The organism is Treponema succinifaciens DSM 2489, from assembly GCF_000195275.1.
GTDB classification, from domain to species: Bacteria; Spirochaetota; Spirochaetia; order Treponematales; family Treponemataceae; genus Treponema_D; species Treponema_D succinifaciens.
This window is the reverse complement of sequence record NC_015385.1, coordinates 2,418,533-2,438,257: the sequence shown is the minus strand read 5'-3', so window position 1 is coordinate 2,438,257 and position 19,725 is coordinate 2,418,533. Positions and strand designations below refer to the sequence as shown.

18 protein-coding genes are annotated in these 19,725 nt (G+C 39.6%); 8 read left to right on the top strand and 10 right to left on the bottom strand.

The features are described from left to right. Position 1: 1 nt before the first annotated feature. Genes TRESU_RS11630 through cysS form a run of 3 tightly spaced genes read right to left on the bottom strand, consistent with a single transcriptional unit; the run spans position 2 to position 2,825 of the window. Positions 2–718, bottom strand: a complete 717-nt coding sequence (locus tag TRESU_RS11630; protein ID WP_013702401.1) for an anti-sigma factor family protein — start codon at positions 716–718, stop codon at positions 2–4. Continuing rightward, on the bottom strand, positions 702–1,256 hold the full coding sequence (locus TRESU_RS11625; protein ID WP_013702400.1) for an RNA polymerase sigma factor: 555 nt from the start codon (positions 1,254–1,256) through the stop codon (positions 702–704). Before TRESU_RS11625 ends, TRESU_RS11630 begins: the two co-directional genes overlap by 17 nt. Before the next feature lie 36 nt (positions 1,257–1,292). Further along, positions 1,293–2,825: a cysteine--tRNA ligase gene (gene cysS / locus TRESU_RS11620; protein ID WP_013702399.1), complete on the bottom strand. Its 1,533-nt coding sequence runs from the start codon at positions 2,823–2,825 to the stop codon at positions 1,293–1,295. 92 nt (positions 2,826–2,917) lie between these two features. On the opposite strand from cysS, the gene murB reads away from it, so the two are divergent. The 4 genes from murB to TRESU_RS11600 are packed head-to-tail and all read left to right on the top strand — an operon-like array spanning position 2,918 to position 6,076. Continuing rightward, complete coding sequence (murB, locus tag TRESU_RS11615) at positions 2,918–3,877, top strand: UDP-N-acetylmuramate dehydrogenase (RefSeq protein WP_013702398.1); 960 nt, start codon at positions 2,918–2,920, stop codon at positions 3,875–3,877. Positions 3,878–3,885: 8 nt separating this feature from the next. Beyond that, positions 3,886–5,085, top strand: coding sequence for a Crp/Fnr family transcriptional regulator (locus TRESU_RS11610; RefSeq protein WP_245535675.1), 1,200 nt, complete (start codon positions 3,886–3,888; stop codon positions 5,083–5,085). Beyond that, complete coding sequence (locus TRESU_RS11605; protein WP_013702396.1) at positions 5,075–5,620, top strand: hypothetical protein; 546 nt, start codon at positions 5,075–5,077, stop codon at positions 5,618–5,620. The genes TRESU_RS11610 and TRESU_RS11605 overlap by 11 nt, the downstream gene beginning before the upstream one ends. A 3-nt stretch (positions 5,621–5,623) precedes the next feature. Further along, a complete protein-coding gene (locus TRESU_RS11600; protein ID WP_013702395.1) occupies positions 5,624–6,076 on the top strand; it encodes a DUF192 domain-containing protein in 453 nt (150 codons plus the stop codon). A gap of 6 nt (positions 6,077–6,082) precedes the next feature. Here TRESU_RS11600 and TRESU_RS11595 read toward each other — a convergent pair whose 3' ends face one another. Continuing rightward, complete coding sequence (locus tag TRESU_RS11595) at positions 6,083–7,237, bottom strand: tetratricopeptide repeat protein (protein ID WP_013702394.1); 1,155 nt, start codon at positions 7,235–7,237, stop codon at positions 6,083–6,085. A 17-nt stretch (positions 7,238–7,254) separates the two neighbouring features. Then, entirely contained in the window at positions 7,255–8,157 is a 903-nt protein-coding gene (locus TRESU_RS11590; RefSeq protein ID WP_013702393.1) for a PilZ domain-containing protein, read from the bottom strand. Positions 8,158–8,535: 378 nt separating this feature from the next. On the opposite strand from TRESU_RS11590, the gene rpsD reads away from it, so the two are divergent. After that, a complete protein-coding gene (gene rpsD / locus TRESU_RS11585) occupies positions 8,536–9,129 on the top strand; it encodes a 30S ribosomal protein S4 (RefSeq protein WP_013702392.1) in 594 nt (197 codons plus the stop codon). A 71-nt stretch (positions 9,130–9,200) separates the two neighbouring features. Here the strand turns inward: rpsD and holA are convergent, their stop codons facing one another. The 4 genes from holA to hprK are packed head-to-tail and all read right to left on the bottom strand — an operon-like array spanning position 9,201 to position 12,125. Next, a complete protein-coding gene (holA, locus tag TRESU_RS11580) occupies positions 9,201–10,217 on the bottom strand; it encodes a DNA polymerase III subunit delta (RefSeq protein WP_013702391.1) in 1,017 nt (338 codons plus the stop codon). Between the two features lies 1 nt (position 10,218). Further along, positions 10,219–10,833: a transcriptional repressor LexA gene (gene lexA, locus TRESU_RS11575; protein ID WP_013702390.1), complete on the bottom strand. Its 615-nt coding sequence runs from the start codon at positions 10,831–10,833 to the stop codon at positions 10,219–10,221. 3 nt (positions 10,834–10,836) lie between these two features. Then, positions 10,837–11,103 carry an HPr family phosphocarrier protein gene (locus tag TRESU_RS11570; RefSeq protein WP_013702389.1) on the bottom strand — a complete coding sequence of 89 codons (267 nt, stop codon included), beginning with the start codon at positions 11,101–11,103 and terminating at the stop codon, positions 10,837–10,839. Positions 11,104–11,135: 32 nt separating this feature from the next. Continuing rightward, positions 11,136–12,125, bottom strand: a complete 990-nt coding sequence (gene hprK / locus TRESU_RS11565) for an HPr(Ser) kinase/phosphatase (protein WP_013702388.1) — start codon at positions 12,123–12,125, stop codon at positions 11,136–11,138. Positions 12,126–12,173: 48 nt separating this feature from the next. On the opposite strand from hprK, the gene TRESU_RS11560 reads away from it, so the two are divergent. From TRESU_RS11560 to TRESU_RS11550, 3 genes are all read left to right on the top strand, one after another. Continuing rightward, on the top strand, positions 12,174–12,938 hold the full coding sequence (locus TRESU_RS11560) for a class I SAM-dependent methyltransferase (RefSeq protein WP_013702387.1): 765 nt from the start codon (positions 12,174–12,176) through the stop codon (positions 12,936–12,938). A 101-nt stretch (positions 12,939–13,039) separates the two neighbouring features. Then, positions 13,040–15,130 carry a cation:proton antiporter domain-containing protein gene (locus TRESU_RS11555; protein WP_013702386.1) on the top strand — a complete coding sequence of 697 codons (2,091 nt, stop codon included), beginning with the start codon at positions 13,040–13,042 and terminating at the stop codon, positions 15,128–15,130. A 137-nt stretch (positions 15,131–15,267) separates the two neighbouring features. Then, a complete protein-coding gene (locus tag TRESU_RS11550) occupies positions 15,268–16,851 on the top strand; it encodes a RecQ family ATP-dependent DNA helicase (protein ID WP_013702385.1) in 1,584 nt (527 codons plus the stop codon). Here TRESU_RS11550 and TRESU_RS11545 read toward each other — a convergent pair. Beyond that, complete coding sequence (locus TRESU_RS11545) at positions 16,763–19,639, bottom strand: M16 family metallopeptidase (protein ID WP_013702384.1); 2,877 nt, start codon at positions 19,637–19,639, stop codon at positions 16,763–16,765. The genes TRESU_RS11550 and TRESU_RS11545 overlap by 89 nt on opposite strands. Positions 19,640–19,725 lie beyond the last annotated feature (86 nt).

Sequence of the window (19,725 nt, the reverse complement as noted above, 5' to 3'; positions counted from 1 at the left end):
TTCATTTTCCTGAGTTTAAATTTGAAAAAGGGTAGGAAACATGAAATGCAAATCCATTGTTTCTGTTTTGGTTCTCTGAATTTTCGTTCTGCGGACAAAAAACATCATAGTTTTTTAGAGAAGGAATCAGCGCGATTTTCTTGAAATTTGATCCGCCGATTATAAGAACAGGAACTGCCGAAACTGAATTTGAAGAAACCGGCAAAGTGTAAAAGTTTTTGTCTGAATTGTCGGAAGCTAAAATCGAATTCAAAACTGAAACGTCGATATTTCCGTCAGAGCTAACCTGATTTGCCGTTGACGAAATTGAAGTGCGCGCTACAGGCTGAAATGCGGAAACTTGTCCTTCAAACGGATTTGCTTTTTTTGCGCTTGGAACAACGAATGCAAAAACTGCAGCCGCTGCAATTCCAGCTGCGAAATATTTTATGCCGCTGCTTGGCTTTGGAAATTTAAACGTATTTTTTCCTGCCTGAGTAACTTTTTTGTAAGAAAGCCGTGCTTCAAGCCTTTGAAAACTTGAGTCAAAATCATCCTTTGAAAAATGAAAGGATTCTTTGTCTTCAGCAAAAACTGAATTAAGCGCAAGGAATTTTTTTAGCTTGGCGGAACATTTGGGACAGGAATTTACGTGCGCTTCGTATTCTGCGACATAATTCTTGGGAAGTTCTCCGTCTGCATAGATAGAATGAATGTCATCTTCAGGACAAGTAAACATCTTCTTCTCCTATCAATTTTAGTAATTGTGCCTTTGCCCGAAAAACCCGCACCTTTACATTCCCCTCTGTGATTCCGAGCTGGCGGCCAATCTCCTTGTAGTTCATATCAGCATATTCTTTTAGAATAAGCACTTCTTTTAAATTGTCAGGAAGCTTATTTAAGGCTTCTAGGGCAATTTTTTTTGCTTCCTTTTTTAAAAGCTCTGTTTCGCCGCTTTCCATTTGCTGACGGCCTTCGTAAAGCGCCTTGTGGTAAGCGTTCGCCTCTCTGACTTTTCGTTTTGCATAATTCAGCGAAGCGTTTTTTACAACTCTGATTAGCCAGAAAACTGCGTCATTTATAGAGGGAAAAACCATTGCTTTTTCGTTTGCCTTTATAAATGAGTCGTGAACCAAATCTTCTGCGGCTTCTTCATCTTCTACAATTTTAAACGAAACTTTGAACAAAAGTTCCATTGCAGAGTCGTATAATTTTCTAAAGTCCTTTGAATCCGCGCAATTTATCGAGCCTGATTCGCTTTTATTAAAAGAAAACACAATAAGTCCTGTTTAGTTACATTTTTTTCTGTTTTTTTAAGAACGCTTCCAAACTGCTCCATTTGGAGTGTCTGTTATAATGATTCCGCGGGATGAAAGCATGTTGCGGATTTCATCAGCTCTTGCAAAGTTCTTTGCTTTTTTTGCTTCAACTCTTTCTGCCACAAGCGCGTCAATTTCCTGTGCCTCTGGATCTCCTGAATGGTCTGGAACGGAAGCTTTTTTCTCTTTTTCCTGTTCAGCAAGAAAATCCGCGGCAGATTTTACAAGGTTCAAGCCAATTACACTGTCCATTCTGCGCACAAGTTCAAGCGATTCTTCAGGCTTTAAAGAACCGTCTTTAACTGCTTTTTGAATGCAGCTCAATGCGACTGGAGTTGAAAGGTCATTTTCCAAAGCGGCTTGGAATTTTTCTATGTATTCCTTTGCTTTTTCAGACAGATTTTCAGTTTTGCAAGCTTCGCCTTTTGAATATATTTTAGAATAGTTCAGGGAATCTGCGCCACCTGCATTTTGAGCAAGCCGGGCAACACGCTGAACAAGAGCCGTTCTTGAATTTTTTGCTGAATCCATTGCGTCCCAGCTGAAATAAATTTGCTTGCGGTAATGTCCTCCCAAAAGAAAAAATCTGTAGTCAAGCGGATTGTAGCCTTTGTCTATTAATGACTGAAGCGTCAAAAAGTTACCGTGAGACTTTGACATTTTTTCTGCCTGACCAGATTCTGCGGCTTTTTTGTCTTTTGCGATTACAAGGAATTCGTTGTGGAGCCAGTAGTTAACCCATTTGTGGCCGGTCGCGCCTTCCGACTGTGCGATTTCGTTCGTGTGGTGAATCGGAATGTGGTCAATTCCGCCCGTGTGGATGTCAAAATGCTCACCGAGGTATTTCATGCTCATTGCGGAACATTCGATGTGCCAGCCCGGATAGCCTCTTCCCCAAGGCGAGTCCCAGGTCAGGGCCTGATTTTCAAATTTTGATTTTGTGAACCAGAGGACAAAGTCGTAGGGATTGCGCTTGTTCTGGTCAACTTCGATTCTTGCCCCGGCTTTCAAATCGTCAAGATTCAGGTTGGCGAGCTTTCCGTAGTCGGGGTAGGTCGTAACGTCGTAGTAGAGGTTTCCGCCGGACATATAGGTGTGTCCGTTCGCTTCGATTCTCTTGATAAGCTCAATCATGTCCTGGACGTGCTCAGTCGCCTTGCAGACGACATCCGGCCTGATTATGTTCAGCCTGTCGATGTCATTGAAAAAAGCGTCCGTGTAGAATTTGGCGACTTCAAGAACCGACTGGTGGCGTTCCTGTGCCGTCTTGAGCATTTTGTCCTCGCCCTCGTCTGCGTCTCCTGTAAGATGTCCGATGTCGGTTATGTTCATCACGTGCTTTTTGTCGTATCCGAGGAAAGTGAGCGTGCGGTCAAGCGTGTCAAGAAAGACGTAGGCGCGGAGGTTTCCGATGTGCGCGTAGTTGTAGACGGTCGGTCCGCAGCCGTAAAATCCCACAAAACCCTCGTGAATCGGAACGAATTCTTCTATCTTGCGGCCCATTGTGTTGTAAAGTCTCAACGCCATTTTTTCCTCCGTTGAAAAATCTTATGCGCTTTATATTAAGTGCTTGTTTCCACTATCGATTTTTTTAATTTTTTTCTATAAAATGAAATGCAATGACTAACAGAATACGCAAAATAGTTGAAAATATCAAGAACTTGTACAAAGGGCGGTTTTTGCCTGATGAGCCGATGAGGCTTCACACAACGATGAAAGTCGGCGGAAATGCTGATCTTTTTGTTGAGCCGGAAGATGTTTTTTCACTTGCGCTTGTTATTTCAGAATGCAAGAAAAATTCCGTGGATTTTTTTATTCTTGGCGGCGGAAGCAATTTAATTGTAAGCGATGAAGGATTTTGCGGTGTTATTATTTCAATGAATGCGTTTTCTTCTATTAAATTTGAAAACGGAATTGTAGTTTGTGGCTCTGGAGTTGAAACCAATCGTGCTGTGGAATTTTTTGCGGAAAATGGAATTCTTGGAATGGAATCTTTTGCGGGGCTTCCTGGAACTTGCGGCGGAGCCTGCTACATGAATGCCCGTTGCTATTCAAATGATATAAGCTCAAAAATCGAATTTGTGGAATATCTTGACTTGGAAAATTTTGATGAAAATTCCTATAAATTTCTTGAGAAACATATAAAAATGTATCATAATAATAAAGATTGTGCGCAGTGGGCTTATAAACATTCGCCTTTTATGGAAAAATCCGCTGTTATAACAAAAGTTGCCTTTAAAGCAGAAAAATGTCAGCCTGAAAAAGCCTCCGAGCTTAAAGCTGCGTGCGAAAGTTTTATACAAGATAGAGAACGAAAAGGTCATTTTAAAGCTCCAAGTTCTGGAAGTGTTTTTAAGAATAACAGGGATTTTGGAGAGCCGAGCGGAAGACTTATTGATGAGGCTGGCTTGAAAGGTGCAAAAATCGGCGGGGCGCAAATAGCTCCGTGGCATGGAAATATAATTATCAACGCAGGAAACGCAACTTGCTCCGATATAAAAAAACTTGTTCGGCTTGCTCAAGAAAAAGTGAAAGAGCGGACTGGTTTTATGCTGGAATGTGAAGTTGTTTTTGTTTAGAAGGTGGTTTGAAATTGCTTCAGCTTTCATTTGTTAATTTTAAGCAGAACTCATATATTCTTGTTGAAGGAACTTCTGCAAATGACAGATTTTTTATTATCCAAAGCGGAAGGGTAAAATGCTTTAGTGAAGTTGCAATTCCGGGAACAACTCCTGAAATTTTAGGTCCTGGCGACTTTATTGGAGTAGTTTCGTGTATGTCCGGTCATGGACAGCCTAAAAATGTTGTTTCATTGACGCCTGTAGTTGCAATCATGGTTCATAAAAGCCAGTATCCAGAGCTGATTATGAAAAACACGCCTGTCGCTATGAAGATTGTGCGTTCTTTTGCCCGCGACATGAGAATTGTAAATGACCGGCTTACAAAGCTTACGCTTAAAAATATTATTTTGGATTCACCTGAATCTCTTTTTTCTATAGCGGAATATTACGAAAAATCAGGACATTACAATATAGCTTTGTACGGATATTATCAGTATTTAAAGCAGTGTTCAACTGGAATCAACATTGAAAATGCCAAGCGAAAATTTATTGCTTTGCGGCAAAGAGCAAAAGCCGCTTACTTGGAGCCGTCAAATGAAATTTTCCGTGAGTATCCTGCCGACTCAATGATTTTTTCTGAATGTCAGAAAGGTGCTGATATGTTTATAATTCAGGAAGGCTCTGTGAGAATTTCAAAAGTTGTAGACGGAAACGAAGTTACTCTTGCGCTTTTAAAGAAAGGCGATATGTTTGGCGAAATGGCATTGCTAGAAAATAAGCCGCGTTCTGCAAGTGCGATTGCACACGAACCTTGCCGTCTTATGGTTGTGAATATGGCTAACTTCAATCAGATGGTAACAACTCAGCCGCAGATGATTTCAAAACTCACGATGATGTTTGCTGAACGTCTTTGGGCAATGCATCGTCAGCTTGCAAATACCCAACTTGGCGATTTGAGAGAAAAACTCATCGACATGATTTCGCTTCAGATTGAAAAACAAAAAGTTCCTTTTGTAAAAGGCAACGTTTATCATTCAGGACTTTCTTTGACGGATGTGTTTAAGCTTTGTGCAATTCCGCGTGAGCAGCAAGGTGAAGCTTGCCGGCAGATTCAGTATGACCAGAATATAAAAATTGTTGGCGGGAAAATTGATGTGCCTGATGTTGAGGAGCTTATAAAACAAGCTGCATTTTATAGAAAACAGAGTTCAAGACATGCGAATTAAAACTTTTTTTATCTGTTTTTTTGCATTGCTTTTGACTTTCCCTTTTTTTGCTGAAGATTCGCTTCCTTTTGGCTATCGCGGAATACAGCTTGGAATGTCTGTGGATCAGGTAAAAGAGGCTTTAAAAAAAGATTTGAATTTTGGCTACAGAGGCGACAGGGATGTTTCGCTTTTGCCTGGAGAAAACAGGACTTTAATAGAAACCGACACTTCAAAAAATGCTCCGTATTCATTTCTTGACCGTTGCTGGTTTCAGTTTTACGAAGATAAGCTTTACACAATTACACTGAATTTGCGCCGCTCGAAAATTGACCATTATTCTGTCTTTTCCTCATTGACTGAAAAATATGGAAATCCGTCATCACTTAATCCTGAAAAATCCGAATGGAAAGACGACAACGTAATTATGTCGCTGGAACGTCCGCTGACTTTAAAATATACTGACAGGAAAATTTTTGAGGACTTGCAGTCAAAGGCTCTTGTAAATAAAAGCGCGGAAGAAATGGCGCGAGATGAATTCCTTGAAGGACTTTGATTTATGAAAAAGTTTAAGTTTTTTGCATTTTTTGCGGTTTGCGTTTTTTTTCCTTTTTTTGTTTCGTGCCAGAATAAGAAATTTAATCTTTCTGTAGAAGAAATTGAAATTTTAACTTCAGCAGGCAATTCTGTTTTTGTAAAAGCCGAGATTGCCCAAAAAGAAGAAGAGCGCAACTACGGATTTATGAACCGCAAAAATATTCCAGAAGGAACAGGAATGCTCTTTGTTTTTGAAAAAGATCAGGTTTTAAGTTTCTGGATGAAAAACACACCGCATCCGCTTTCAATTGCCTACATTGATAGATCTGGAAAAATTCAGAATATTTTTGATATGACGCCTTTTAGCCTTGCGCCTGTAAAAAGCACTCGTTCTGTAAGATATGCTTTGGAGGTTCCTCAGGGTTGGTTTGAAAAAACTGGAATAAAAACTGGCGATAAAATTGTTTTAGATTAAGCCGCGTTAAATTTCAGCATCTAGCTTTGCTATTTGCGCTGTTGCAATTTTGTCATCCGGGTCGATTTCAAGGACAACTTCAAAATATTTTCTTGCTTCTTCATTCTGATTCATTTTTAAGCACAGACAGCCAAGGTTGCTTATAATTTTTGTGTTTTCTGAATCCATTGAAAGCGCGTCTACCAAAGTTTCTTTTGCTTCTTTTAGTTCGCCTGTTTCCATCTGGCAGATTGCAAGCTCATTTAATGTGTCTGCGTTTTCATCTCCGCCTTCACATTCTCTTGCTTTTAGAAACGCCTGTTTTGCATCTTCAAATCGTCCAAGACGCCTGAGTCCCCAGCCAAGCAAAAACCATGCGTTCCAGACAACAGGATTGTCCCTTATGAATTTTCTTATTTCTTCAAGTCCTTTTTCTTCCTGACCTTCTGAAATAAGTTTATATGCATCGCGGAACCTGTCGTTTTCCAAATTGCGGTTTGAAATTTTATTGATGATTTCCTGCGCGCGCTCTTTTTTGTAAATTCCGTTTTCGCCAAGTTCTTCGTCTTTTTCATCTGCGACAAGTCCGAGGTAGCTTTCAAAGCAGCCTTTCGCTTCGCCATAGTCGCGTTTTTTCAGGTAAAAAAAGCCTGCGTTAAAATATGCGTCTGGAATTTCCTTGTCGCTGTCCATGGCCTGCTTGTAGTAGTCAAGCGCAGCTTCGTCATAAGCATCCGCATCTTCATTCAAGGAATTGCGCCGGTAGCTGTCCGCTTTTTGGTCAAAGAAAATCGCCATATTCAGGATTATCGCTTTGTCTTGCGGGTCGATTCCGTTTACAGCCAGCCAAATTTCTTCCGCTAAATCCCAGTCTTCGTTGCGGGCTTTTAATATTGCGGCTTCTGCCAGCTCTTTTTTTATTCCGGGGCGGACATCTGTAATCAGCTTGCGGTAATATTCTGAATTTTCATTTTTTTTGTCATAAGCAAGAACTGTTAAAATGCCAGAGAGAATCTGCTCTTCTGAAAGTTTTGCCGCATCTTGCTCAACTGGATCTTCTGGATTTTTTTTCTGAACAGGCAGCGGAATTTCAGGATTGATTTTCATTGCCTTTGGGGAAAGAACAGAGCCTTCAGGCAGCTTTATAAAATAGATAGAATCCAGTGAATTTGTAGAAACCATTTTTTTCCTTGCTAAAATTATGTTGCTGAATTTTCCGGCTGAACAGGAGATGCAGGCTTGATCTCGTCCGCAGGCTGAGCATCTTCAAGCTCTCCGGCTGTGAACTTATTGTCCAGCTCTTTGCGCTTTGTGTTTGCAATGTATTTGTTTATGTGGACTTTATATGCAAGGCTTATGGAATCTTCTGCAAATTTTATGCTTGCTGAAATAATGTCCTTTCTGCCTTCTATAAAGTCTGTTCTTACAATAATTCCGCGGATTGAAATTGTCTCGTGAGGATCTTCAAATTCAAGCTGAATAAGAGCTTCCTTGTTTATAAGGAATTTTGCAAGTCCAAGCAGAACAATTCTTGCGCCTCCAAATGACAAGTCCTGCAAAATGCAATGGCGCGGAACGTTCTGTATGTAAATTACAATTTCTTTTTTCTGAAGTCCGAGCTTGCGCATTGATTCCTGGGTTATAAGAATGCGCTCTTCTTTTCTTCTTGCCGCATTGAAATTAGCATCGAGAATGTTTCCAATCATCAGAATCAAGTCGTCCGGCGGTCTTTGTGTGTACTGAATTGTAATAATGGAAAGATCGGTGCTGTTCATATACGGTTCAATCAGGTAGACTTTAGCCGTAACAAAAAAACTCATCAGTTGACCGTCTGGCTGGTAAAAGCAAAATCTTAAGCTGACTGGTGGTGCGGATTTATTTGAAAGTACTGCATAGGCTCCGCTTTTTGTCCCGAGTATTATTTTTGCCTGACTGAATGACGTTGAATTTATAATGCAAGGCCATTGAAGTCCGCTGCATTTTATATAAACCTGACGCGGATCCATTTTTAGAGTATGTATTATTTCCTTTGAAAAGGTGATTTCTGTGTTTTTATAATTTTCGTAATAGCGGTTGATAACCTGAGCTGTAACGATTGCCATAGTATATCAATAATAACTCATAATTCTTCTTTCAACAATAGAAAATATTAAAAAAATACTATGAAAGGTTTTTACTTATAAACAGGAGAAACGCATTATAAATGTATTCAGCATAAAACTGTCTCCCAGACACGGTTTCCTGGTTCAAAATCGCGCAATAATGCGCTACACACTGATTGTTGCAAAGTAACTATAGAAGTGCCAGCTCACGCGGCCGCAACAATCAGAGTCTTTTTGCCAAAAACTTATTTGTGGAGCTTATAAAAAATCTCTATTGAAATTAGTTTGAAAGTTTTATATAATTTATAAACTAATTTATATCCCTCACCGCGGCAAAAATTGGTGAGAAAATCACCATGGTGAATAGGAGTAAAAATTATGGCAACTAGAAGAAATCCTCGTTTTAAGGAATGCAGAAGACTTGGTGTAAATGTCTGCGGACACCCAAAGGCAATGAACAGAGCAAATGATCCGGCTTTTAAGAAGTCAAAGAAAACTTCTGAATACGGAAAACAGCTTTGCGAAAAACAGAAGGTAAAGGCTTACTACGGAATTCTTGAGCGCCAGCTTCGCCGTTATTACGACATCGCTTCAAGAAAAGAAGGAAAGACTGGTGAAAACCTTATTGTTGGTCTTGAAACTCGCCTTGATAATCTTGTTTACCGCATTGGTTTTGCAAATTCAATCCGCATGGCCCGTCAGGTTGTTTCTCATGGACACGTTCGTGTTGATGGCAAAAAAATCAGCATTCCGTCTTTCCAGGTAAAACCAGGTCAGGTTGTAGCACTTTGTGAAAAAGCCCAGAAAAATGAGCAGTTTAAGACAAGCTTCCTTAATGGAAACCGCCGTCCGCTTGCTTATATTGAAGTTTCAGAAGAAGCTTTCTCTGGAAAACTTATCATGATGCCAAAGCGTGAAGAAATTCCTGTAGAAATCAATGAACAGCTTGTTGTTGAATTCTACTCTAAATAATTAGGTTCCGCTTTAAAAAGAAAGCCCGCTTGTTTTCAGGCGGACTTTTTTTGTTTTAAATGTCATTATTTTTAATATTCGCATACGGAGCAGAAAAGTCCGTTTTTTATTACAATTGAATAAATGAGCATATAAAGGTAGGTTTCTTCAAGGGCTGTTCCTGTTTCCCTGATTGAAATGTCTGTTGCGGAAAGAAGCGCGAGGATTGAAGATGCGGTGCCTGCTGTCCAGATTTTGGCTGCCTTTGAATATTTTTCCTGATTCCGCTTGCCTGAAAACCCTGATGACTTTAACTCTGAGTCGGCTGGAGAATTCCCGTCTGAATGGAGCGAATGCCACAGCCGCAGCTGCCTAAAGCAATATGTAAGACCTGCAATTAATGCGATTCCGTTTGATTCTTTTGTTGCGCGTATTTTCTGAAGAATTTCCAGTGAGCTTTCAAAACGCTGCTGTGGATTTTTTGAAATGTCTGCCATTGAGTCAAAAAGTGTAAACGCATTTTCTTCTCTGTTGTGCGAAAGAATTTTTTCAACGTCATCGGAAGTAATTGTTGTGCCTTTTTCAAAGCAAAAGAAAAATCTTGAGCATTCAGACTTGAGGCTTTCCGTGTTGTTTTCGACCATTTCAAGAATTTGTTCAACTGCGTCCGGTGAAATAGAAAATCCGTTTTTCCTGAAGAAGTTTTCAACCCACTGAGGCTTTCTGTTTTCAAACATTTCCCAGAAAATTTTCTTGTGGCTGGAAGGAACTGCGCTTTCAATTTTTTTGTCTATGGAATTTTCTTCGGAAATTAAAACAAGTGTGTTTGGAGAATTTTTAGAAGCCTTTATCCAGGAAACAAGAGATTCAATGTCGCTTTTTTGTTTTATCTGCTCGGCATTTCTAAGTGATATAAAAAGCGCCGGGGAAAAAAGGCTTGCATTTTGAAGCTGGGCTACAATGTCTTCAATTCTTACATCGGCGGCGTAATATTTGTACTGCTCAATCCCGTTGTTTTTCTTTGAGGCTGCATCCCGTAGATTTTCTATTGCTTCGTTTTTTTCACCGGCTTCTGGACCTGTAAAAAGATAGACTTCTGTTTCTGCCATTCTAGTATGTTCTTACAAGTCCAACCATTATTCCTGCAATCTGAACATCTCTTGTGTAAATCGGCTGGAAATCTGGATTTTCTGGCTGAAGACGGATTCTTTCCTCTTCACGGTAGAATCTTTTTAATGTGATTGCGTTGTTTACAACGGCAACAACAATCTGTCCTTCGGTGGCGATTTCTGCCTGTTCAATTATCGCAAGATCGCCGTCAAGAATTCCTGCGTTTGCCATGCTTGCGCCGCGGACGTGAAGGGCAAAATAGCTTTTTCCCGGACGCACAAAAGGCTCTGCGATGTTTACATAGCCGTCAAGATTTTCCTCGCAAAGAAGAGGCTTTCCTGCGGCTACAGTTCCAAGCAGAGGAATTTTTGCCAAGAACGGCTTTGTTTCTCTTACAAGCCCATCGTCTTTTAAGACACGGATTGAGCGTGAGCGTTTCTGGCACTGTGAAAGGTAGCCCTTTTTCTGGCAGGCGGCGATATGGTCTTGCACAGCTCTAAGTGAAATCCCGAAGTTTTCTCCAATTTCGCGTACAGTCGGAGGATAACCATTTTCTTCTGTAAAGCGCGCGATAAATTCCAAAACTTCCTTTTGCCGGTCTGTAAGATTTTTCATTGGCTACTCCTCTTCAAATTTCGCTTCAAAAAGTTTGAAGATAGCTTCGGCAGCTTCTTTCTCGTCCGAACCTTCAGCCTTTAGAGTTATATTTGTGTTATATCCAGCCGCCATTGTGATAACACCCATTATTGACTTGGCGTTTACGGTGGTCGAGTCTTTTTCGAGGATTATTTCTGATGAAAACTTGTTTGCTGTCTGGGCAATCAATGCTGCAGGTCTTGCGTGGATTCCTGCGCGGTTTCTAACTGTAAGAATTTTTTCTGTCACAGTGGCACTTCCTTTGTTTTTATTTTTTGGACTCAATAAGAGTCTTCTTTTCCATAGTAATCTCTCTGGGCGGCTCCAGTTTCTATCCAACGTAAAATATTCTGGTTGAATTCCTGCGCGGAATAATAGCCCATAGTCTTTAGTCTTTCATTCATTGCGGCGGCTTCAATTATAATTGGAAGATTTCGTCCCGGCTTTACAGGAATTTCTATAATCGGAATTTTTACGCCCAAAAGATCTATAAAAGCTCCCTTTGTTCCGATTCTGTCATAAACTTTTGTTTGGTTCCAGGCTTCAAGTTTTATGACCATCTGCACTTCTTTTTGCTCACGGATTGCGCCGACTCCATAAAGTTGCGCGATGTTTATAATTCCAAGCCCGCGGATTTCCATGTGATGGCTTATAAGTTTGTTTGCTCCCTGCCCGATAATTGAGTTTCCGTTTACGCATCTTATTTCAACAATGTCGTCCGCAACAAGACGATGTCCGCGCTCAACAAGCTCAAGCGCAGTTTCACTTTTTCCAACGCCGCTTTCTCCGATAAGAAGAATTCCAACGCCGTAAACTTCTACAAAAACTCCGTGGAGCGTTTTTTTTGGAGCGAAAATATTTGAAAAAACTCTTAAAAGCCGCTGTGAAAAATCCGTTGAAATCAAGTCAGTCTGAAGAACCGCGCATCTTGAAGATTCCGCGACTGAAAGAAAAAATTCTGAAGGCTCAATGCTGTGGCTAAAAACTATGCAGGGCATTTCATAAGTAAAGAATTTTTTTATAAGATCGAAATTTCCTTCAGATTCAAGCTTTCCAAGATAAGCGGATTCTCCTCTTCCAAAAAGCTGGACGCGCTCATAAGCAAAAGATTCGTAAAATCCGGAAATTGCAAGTCCCGGGCGGTTTATGTCGGAAACAGTTATTTCCCTGTAAAGTCCGGATCTTCCCGCGATGCACTTCATGTTCAGCGAGTCCTGGCCTTTTAAATCCAAGTCAAGAAGGTCTAATACTGTTATCTTTTTTTCCGACATATATATAGTATACAACGATGAACAAACAAACTCAATATGGAATGGACAATGAAAAACGAAAAAACTGAAACTGAATGGTTTGAAAACGAAGATTTTTGGCTGAATTACGGTCCTATTATGTTTGACGGGCAGCAGTGGGCTCAGGCGGCAGGAATTGCAAAAAGCGTGATGAATCTTGCAAGACTTTCTGAAGGAAATTCCGTGCTGGATGTGTGCTGCGGACCTGGAAGAATCAGCGTGGAACTTGCTCTTCTTGGGCTGAACGTTACCGGTGTTGACATAACTCAGCCGTTTTTGGATGCGGCATCTGAAACTGCGCAAGACGAAGGTGTCCAGATTGAATTTATAAACAAGGACATGAGAGTTTTTTCTTCACGCAAAAAGTTTGATGCCGCCGTGAACATTTACAATTCTTTTGGCTACTGCGACAGAATCAGCGACGACATAAAAATCTTAAAAAAAGTGAATGCAGCCCTTAAAAAAGGTGGAACTTTTGTGCTTGAATGCATAAGCCGCGAGACTGCCGTAAAATATTTTACAGAAGGCGAATGGTTCGAGCGCGCCGGAATGACAGTTCTTACGGAATTCAAAGTGCAGGGCGCATGGGAAGGCTTGGTTTCAAAATGGATTCTGATTGGCAAGGACGGAAAACGAATTGAGCACGAATTTGTCCAGCGCCTTTATTCCGCCGCAGAGCTGCGCGACATTCTTTGCAAAGAGTGCGGATTTTCTTCTGCGCAGGTTTTAGGAGGATTTTGCGGAGAGCCTTACGACCAAAACGCCAAAACAATGGTTATTGTGGCAAAAAAATAATTTTTCAGTTTTCGCATTACATTTTTAAAGATGCCCTTATTGTATAGGTCTAAAAAAGGTTATAAAATACGGACTTATATTTTTACACGGAGGCTTTTTTTATGGAAGGCGATATTACAGCCCGGATGGGAAATCTTGTTATTCAAATCGGAGTCTTGCTTTTTGCTGTCCGCTTTTTTGGATTTCTTGCTAAGAAAGCTAGAATTTCATCAGTTCTTGGCGAGCTGATTGCCGGTGTTGTTATTGGGCCTTACGCTTTGGGAGCAATTCCGCTTCCTGGATTTCCGTCTGGAATTTTCAGTTTGAATTCTGTTTCGCTTGCTGTAACTCCTGAGCTTTACGGCTTTTCTATCGTGGCTTCTGTTATCTTGCTTTTTGCTTCCGGCCTTGAAACTGACCTTGCGCTTTTCTTGCGCTATTCACTTGCTGGCGGCGTAATTGGTCTTGGCGGAGTTGTTGCTTCGTTCCTTTTGGGCGATGTTGCCGGAATGATGGTTTTTGGCTGCGGAATAATGGATGTAAGGTGCCTTTTCCTTGGAATTATGTCCACTGCTACTTCTGTAGGAATTACGGCGCGCATTTTGTCTGATAAAAAGAAGATGGATTCTCCGGAAGGCGTTACGATTCTTGCCTCTGCTGTTTTTGACGATGTTCTTGGAATTATTCTTCTTGCTGTAGTAATGGGAATTGTCGCGGCTTTGAGTTCCGAAGGCGGACAGGTTTCAATTGACGGTGTTAAGATTCTTTTGATTGCGGCGCGCGCTTTTGGAATATGGCTTGTGTTTACTGCTGCGGGTCTTGTGTTTTCAAAGAAAATTGCAAACTTCCTAAAGATCTTCAAGCATTCTTATGATTTTTCGATTTGCGCTTTGGGAATTGCGTTGCTTCTTGGAGGCTTCTTTGAAAAGCAGGGTCTTGCGATGATTATCGGCGCGTACATTACAGGACTTTCGCTTTCTGCAACAGACATTGCGGCGATTATTCAGGAAAGAATCCACGGACTTTACAAATTCTTTGTTCCGCTGTTTTTTGCTGTAATGGGAATGATGGTGAATATGCGCGAGCTTATGTCCAAGAATGTTCTTGCATTCGGCGCGTTCTACACTTTGCTTGCGGTTATGGCGAAAGTTGTTGGCTGCGGACTTCCTGCCTTGGGATTCGGTTTTAACTTGAAGGGAGCTTTGAGAATTGGCTGCGGAATGATTCCTCGTGGAGAAGTTGCTCTTATTATTGCTGGAATCGGTCTTACAGCTGGAATCCTTGACGAGCAGATGTTCGGCGTTGTTATTCTTATGACGCTTGTTACAACTTTGTTTGCGCCTCCTCTTATTTCTGCATCTCTTTCTATAAACGGAAAGGGAACAAAAAAAGAAGCGCGCTCAACAGATAACGTTGCGTTTACCTGGGACTTTGGTTCTGATGAAATTGCAGACCTTGTAATTGACATTTTCCTTAAGGATCTTAGAAGCGAAGGTTTTTATGTTCAGATGATGAATATTTCCGATGGAATTTCTCAGGCAAGAAAAGATGGAATTTCTCTTTCAATTACAGAAACTGAATCTGTTGTAAAAATTGAAACAAGCGCGGAAGATTCAGGTTTTGTAAAAAACGCAATGTACGAAGTTTTAATTCGACTTGGAAATCTTGTTCAGGATTTAAAGGAAAACTATGTTCCTGAAAAAATAAATTTTTTTGATCAGAGCGAAGTGAGCCGCACAAGTTCCGACATCCTTAAGCTTTTTGCGCCGGACGCTGTTTCTGTGGATTTGAAGGGAACTACAAAAGAACAGATTCTTCAGGAAATGGTTATGCTTCTTGCAAATTCCGGGGCTGTGCGCAACTGGGAGACTGTTCTTGCTGATGTTCGTGAGCGTGAAAATATTATGAGCACTGGAATGCAGCACGGAGTCGCTTTCCCGCATGGAAAATCTGACGCTGTTACCCACACTTGCGTTGCCTTGGGAATTAGCCGCAATGGAGTGGACTTTGATTCTCTTGATGGAGAAAAGTGCAAGGTGTTTGTTATGATTGTTTCGCCGAAAAAAACTTCTTCGCCGCACATGCTTTTGCTTTCTTCTATGAGCTACATTCTGCGTGATGAAAAAAATGTTGAAGAGCTTTTGAAGTGTCCTGACGCAAAATCTCTTTTTGAAAAGATGAAGGAATTTGCCGCGCGGAAAAATAATTCTTAAAGGAAAAAAGTTTTTGCAGTTGATTCTGCATTTTTTGTTTTTCTTAAGCAATAAAGTGTTTGTTAGAAAAAATCAGACTGTCTAGTAAAGTAAAATTTATTAGGCAGTTTTTTTTGCGCAAATAAAAAGAGGACTTTATGGCAGAAGAAATCAATGATGAGTTTTATTCAGTTCCAGAATCGGAAGAAGAAAATACTTTGGATTCTGATGAAGTTCTGCAGGCGGCAAAAAAGACGTTTGGCATTTCATATTTTTTTCCGTGGCAGAGAATTGTAATTGCAAATATTTTGGATTCGGCAAATCCAGGAAATGACATTTTAAAAGATGATGTCTGCTCGAACGGGCGGCAGATTGTTTTGCTTCCGACAGGAGCTGGAAAATCGCTTTGCTTTCTTGCTCCGGCTTTGCTTTTAGATAAACCTACGCTTGTTATCTATCCTTTGCTCGCGCTTATTTCAGATCAAAAAAGAAGAATGGATGAAGGCGGTCTTGACTGCGTTGTGTTTCGTGGCGGACAGACTGATTTGGAGCGTGAAGAAAATTTTATGCGCATAAAGAACGGTGCAAAAGTGATAATTACAAATCCAGAGGCGTTGCAAAATAAAAATCTTTTGGAGCGGCTTTGTTCATTTGGAATTGTTCACATTGCAATTGACGAGGCTCATTGTGTAAGCGAGTGGGGCGATTCTTTTAGGCCTGCGTATTTAAATCTTGGAAAAGTTATAAAGAAAATTAATCCGCCTGTTGTAACCGCTTTTACTGCGACTGCTTCAGAAAATGTTCTTTCAAGAGTTTCTGAAGTTCTTTTTGATGGAGAAGCAAAAATTGTAAGAAGTGAAAGCGATCGTCCGAACATTCACTATCAGGTTATAAAATGCTATGCGAAAAAACGGACTGCCTTTTTACTTGCACTTACGGAACAAAAGCCGCTGATTATTTTTTGTGGAACTCGTGCAAAATCGGAAGACATGGCAAGAGAACTTTCTGCTTACTGCGGAAACGACAAAGTGAAATTTTATCATGCCGGAATGAGTCGTGAAGAAAAGCAAAAAGTTGAAAAATGGTTTTATCCAAAAGACGATGCAATTTTGTGCTGTACTTGCGCTTTTGGAATGGGAGTGGACAAGAAAAATATCCGCACTGTCATTCATTTGGAACCAAGTCCAAGCGCGGAATCTTATATTCAGGAAGCTGGTCGTGGCGGAAGAGATGGAGAAATTTCAAATGCGATATTGCTTTGGAGTTTTTATGACCATAAAAAATTTTCAGCAATAAAAGAAAACGACAGAAGAAAAGTTATGCAGAAATTTGCAGAAAGCAAAACTTGTCGCCGTCAAATTTTATTGGACGCTTTAGGCGGGGAACAGGCTGCGTGCGATGGCTGTGATGTTTGCTCTGGAAAATCAGATAAAAAAATTGCGCCTGATGCAAAAATTGTCATGGAGCTTGTAAGAAAAAATCCAAACCGTTTTACTCAAGATGAATTGAATCAAGAAGCAATGATTGCCTTGAATAAAACAGCTGGGAAAAATTGTTCAGTGAATATTTATGAGCATTCAGATATGGATGAAATTATAAGCCAGCTTAAGATGCAAAAAATCATCCGTATAAGAAAGTTTCCGTTTAAAGGCCTTATTGCTCCTGCTCGCCAAAATTTAAAGTTGTGTCTTCGCCAGTTATTGCGAACCAAGCGGAATGATTTTCAATCCAGTATTTTTTGAAAACATGGAGAATTTCCTGAGCTGTAGTTCGCTTGATTTGCTCTAGTTGCTTTAAGTCATAGTCAATGTCGTTGAACTGAATCAAGTTGTAACCCATTATTGAAGCTAATCCTGCGCTGGTTTGCTGGCTTTGGTAAGTTTGATTTATATACGAATTTTTGTAGCCTTCCAAATTTTGTTCAATTGTTGAAAATTCATAGCTTCCGTCCGCATTTGTTTTTTCTACGATTTTGTCATTTGACATATAATTTCTTGCTTCCGTCATGGCCTTTTCAAAATTGATGAAATCAGAAACTTTAAATAAATGCTCAATTCCATAAGGTGCTTTTGAGCCAATGACGTAACTCTGCGGAGAATAGCAAATTCCGTAGTGTTCCCTTACAACATTAAAAAGAATATCTGTGTAAATGTTTCCTGCAAGCACGCATGGAATAAAATCTGGCTCAGTGTTTGCAGGCGAAGCGAAGACTTTTGTAATGTATGCAGTTCCTTCTGCTGACGGATGCCGAAGAGTGACCGGCGCATTTTTTTTGATGCTGATTGGCTGTATGATTTTTCTTTTTGTTTCTTCGTTTGAAAATTTTAATTTTCCAATTGTGCTGTTCAGTTTTTTAATTAAAAAGTCTGAATCGATTTTTCCAGAAACAACAACTGAAAAATTTCCATTTGCCAAAAGTTCTTTGTGATATTTTTTTAAATTTTCTATTGTAATATTTTTTATTGAATCAGGAGTTGCAAAAGTTTTTGCTTCATAAGGATGGTCTTTGTAAAGTTCATTTGAAATTGTGAAAGCTAAGAAAGATTCCGGGTCGTTGAAAATTCCTTGTATTCTTTGGCGCAAAGCATTGATTGTGTTTTCATATTCATTTTGCTTGAATGCAGGATTTAAAAATCCGTCCAGAAAAACTGGAAGTATTTTTTCAAGATGCTTGTCCATTGCATTTAAGTAAAGAGCGCTTCCGGAAAGTTTTGAAAAATATCCTATACTGGAATTTGTGTCGTATGAAATTTCTGTACGCTTTTTGTACGAAAACTTTTTGGAAGAATCCGCCATAAAAGAGAATAATGTTGTTTCCATTCCTGATGTTTCTGGTGTAAGTTTTTCAACTCCGCCCGGACAAAGAATAGCAATAGAAATAATTTTATCGCTTGTGTTGTTTATGTAAATAGGAATTTTGTTTTTAAGTTTTTTAATTTCAATATTCCGTTTTGAAATTTTATTTTCAGTTTTGCTAGATTGATTTTCTTGCGGAATGTAAATATTTTTTTCTTCTGTAAATTTAAAATTTGAATTTTGAACTGGTTCTTTTAATTCAAACTGTTTTTCCTGCCACCATCTTTTTTCATCGGAACGGACTTCATAGAATCCTTCGCTTTCGAAATCTTTTTTTGTGCTGTTGTAAATTTCAGGATTTAAAAGAACGCTTACGAGAGGTTTTTTACCCGATATATATTTTTCTATAATTCTTTTTACATCGTCCTGCGTAACTTTTGAAAGGTTGTCATAGTAGTTGAAAAAATATTCTGCATTTGTATTCGTCCACCAGCTTCGGATGCTTGTTAAAAGTTCTGACGGAGTTTCTGTTGCTTGTGTCTGACTGTCTTTTAATTGCTCTATGATTTTTGACTTGTATGATTCTGTAAAGAATTTTTTTTCATTTGCAATTTTCGGAATAATTGAATTTTGAATTTCTAAAAGAATTTTTTCTGCTCGTTCTGGAAGCAAATTTTCCGGCTCTGTTACAATTGTTCCGAATTCAAAAAGTCCGTTTGCCCTTACTGTGGCATACTGCGCCCATGAATTGTTGAAGTCTGGAATTTTAAATTCTGGATTTTTATAAAGTGACTGAATGTACTTTCCGTTTGGCTCTGACAAAAGATACATAAGATAATCCGCGGCGTAAGTGTCTTGCAAATCAAAATCTGCGTCTGGACCTCTAAACTGGATCATAATCTGCGCAAGTTCCCTTGTGATCTTGTCAAAAGGCATTACACAAAATTGTGTGCTTGCAAAAGGCTCTTTCCTTTGCTGAGCTGAAGGTTCTATTTTTGAATCGTTGTTGCTCCAAGTTCCGAATATTTTTTCTGCAAGCTTGAAAGTTTCTTCAGGTTGAATGTCTCCGCCAATAAAAAGAGCGGCGTTTTTTGGAATGTAATATTTTCCTTTTATTTCTTTTAGCTGAGTTGAATTTGCATTTCTTACAGCGTCAAATGAACCGCCTGAATCAAGTTTGTATGGCGCATCAGGGAAAAGTTTTTTGTTTAAGTAGCTATAAAAGATTTTTGATGGGTCTGATTTTCCGCCTTCAATTTCCGAAAGCACAACTTTTTTTTCATTTTCAAGTTCCTGTTCATTAAGAAGAGGAGAGCGAACCGCCGCATTCCAAAATGCAAGTCCTTCTTCAAGTTTGTTTGAAGGTACTGTGAAAAAATAATTTACATGGTTTATTCCTGTTGTTCCGTTCCAGCTTGCAACTCCAAGATTAGAAAGAGCCCTGTTCACTGATGCCGCATCTTTGTAAAGTTTGTTTCCCTTGAACATCATGTGCTCATACAAATGAAAAAGTCCTGCGGTCTGCGGAGTTTGTGTTATAGCTCCGGCGCGTATTGCAATCTCAATATAGACCAGTGGAACTGTGTGATTTTCTGCGGCAAAAACTGTAAGGCCGTTTTCCATTTTGTATTCATATAAATTTTCGACTGGAGTTTTTTCGGCATGAATAAAATTCAGTGTAAATAAAAATACAAATAATGAAATAATCTTAATAATTTTTTTGTTTTGTTTCATAAGTTTATTTCACTGAATTTTTGCTAGATTTTCAAGAGTGTTTGATTTCGCACAGAATAATTTTTTATTATGAAATAAAAATGCCG

Bases quoted from the DNA above. Each gene is read 5' to 3' on its own strand.
- TRESU_RS11630 (WP_013702401.1), bottom strand. From the start codon at position 718: ATGTTTACTTGTCCTGAAGATGACATTCATTCTATCTATGCAGACGGA.
- cysS (WP_013702399.1), bottom strand. From the start codon at position 2,825: ATGGCGTTGAGACTTTACAACACAATGGGCCGCAAGATAGAAGAATTC.
- murB (WP_013702398.1), top strand. From the start codon at position 2,918: ATGACTAACAGAATACGCAAAATAGTTGAAAATATCAAGAACTTGTAC.
- TRESU_RS11605 (WP_013702396.1), top strand. From the start codon at position 5,075: ATGCGAATTAAAACTTTTTTTATCTGTTTTTTTGCATTGCTTTTGACT.
- TRESU_RS11600 (WP_013702395.1), top strand. From the start codon at position 5,624: ATGAAAAAGTTTAAGTTTTTTGCATTTTTTGCGGTTTGCGTTTTTTTT.
- TRESU_RS11595 (WP_013702394.1), bottom strand. From the start codon at position 7,237: ATGGTTTCTACAAATTCACTGGATTCTATCTATTTTATAAAGCTGCCT.
- TRESU_RS11590 (WP_013702393.1), bottom strand. From the start codon at position 8,157: ATGGCAATCGTTACAGCTCAGGTTATCAACCGCTATTACGAAAATTAT.
- rpsD (WP_013702392.1), top strand. From the start codon at position 8,536: ATGGCAACTAGAAGAAATCCTCGTTTTAAGGAATGCAGAAGACTTGGT.
- holA (WP_013702391.1), bottom strand. From the start codon at position 10,217: ATGGCAGAAACAGAAGTCTATCTTTTTACAGGTCCAGAAGCCGGTGAA.
- lexA (WP_013702390.1), bottom strand. From the start codon at position 10,833: ATGAAAAATCTTACAGACCGGCAAAAGGAAGTTTTGGAATTTATCGCG.
- hprK (WP_013702388.1), bottom strand. From the start codon at position 12,125: ATGTCGGAAAAAAAGATAACAGTATTAGACCTTCTTGACTTGGATTTA.
- TRESU_RS11560 (WP_013702387.1), top strand. From the start codon at position 12,174: ATGAAAAACGAAAAAACTGAAACTGAATGGTTTGAAAACGAAGATTTT.
- TRESU_RS11555 (WP_013702386.1), top strand. From the start codon at position 13,040: ATGGAAGGCGATATTACAGCCCGGATGGGAAATCTTGTTATTCAAATC.
- TRESU_RS11550 (WP_013702385.1), top strand. From the start codon at position 15,268: ATGGCAGAAGAAATCAATGATGAGTTTTATTCAGTTCCAGAATCGGAA.
- TRESU_RS11545 (WP_013702384.1), bottom strand. From the start codon at position 19,639: ATGAAACAAAACAAAAAAATTATTAAGATTATTTCATTATTTGTATTT.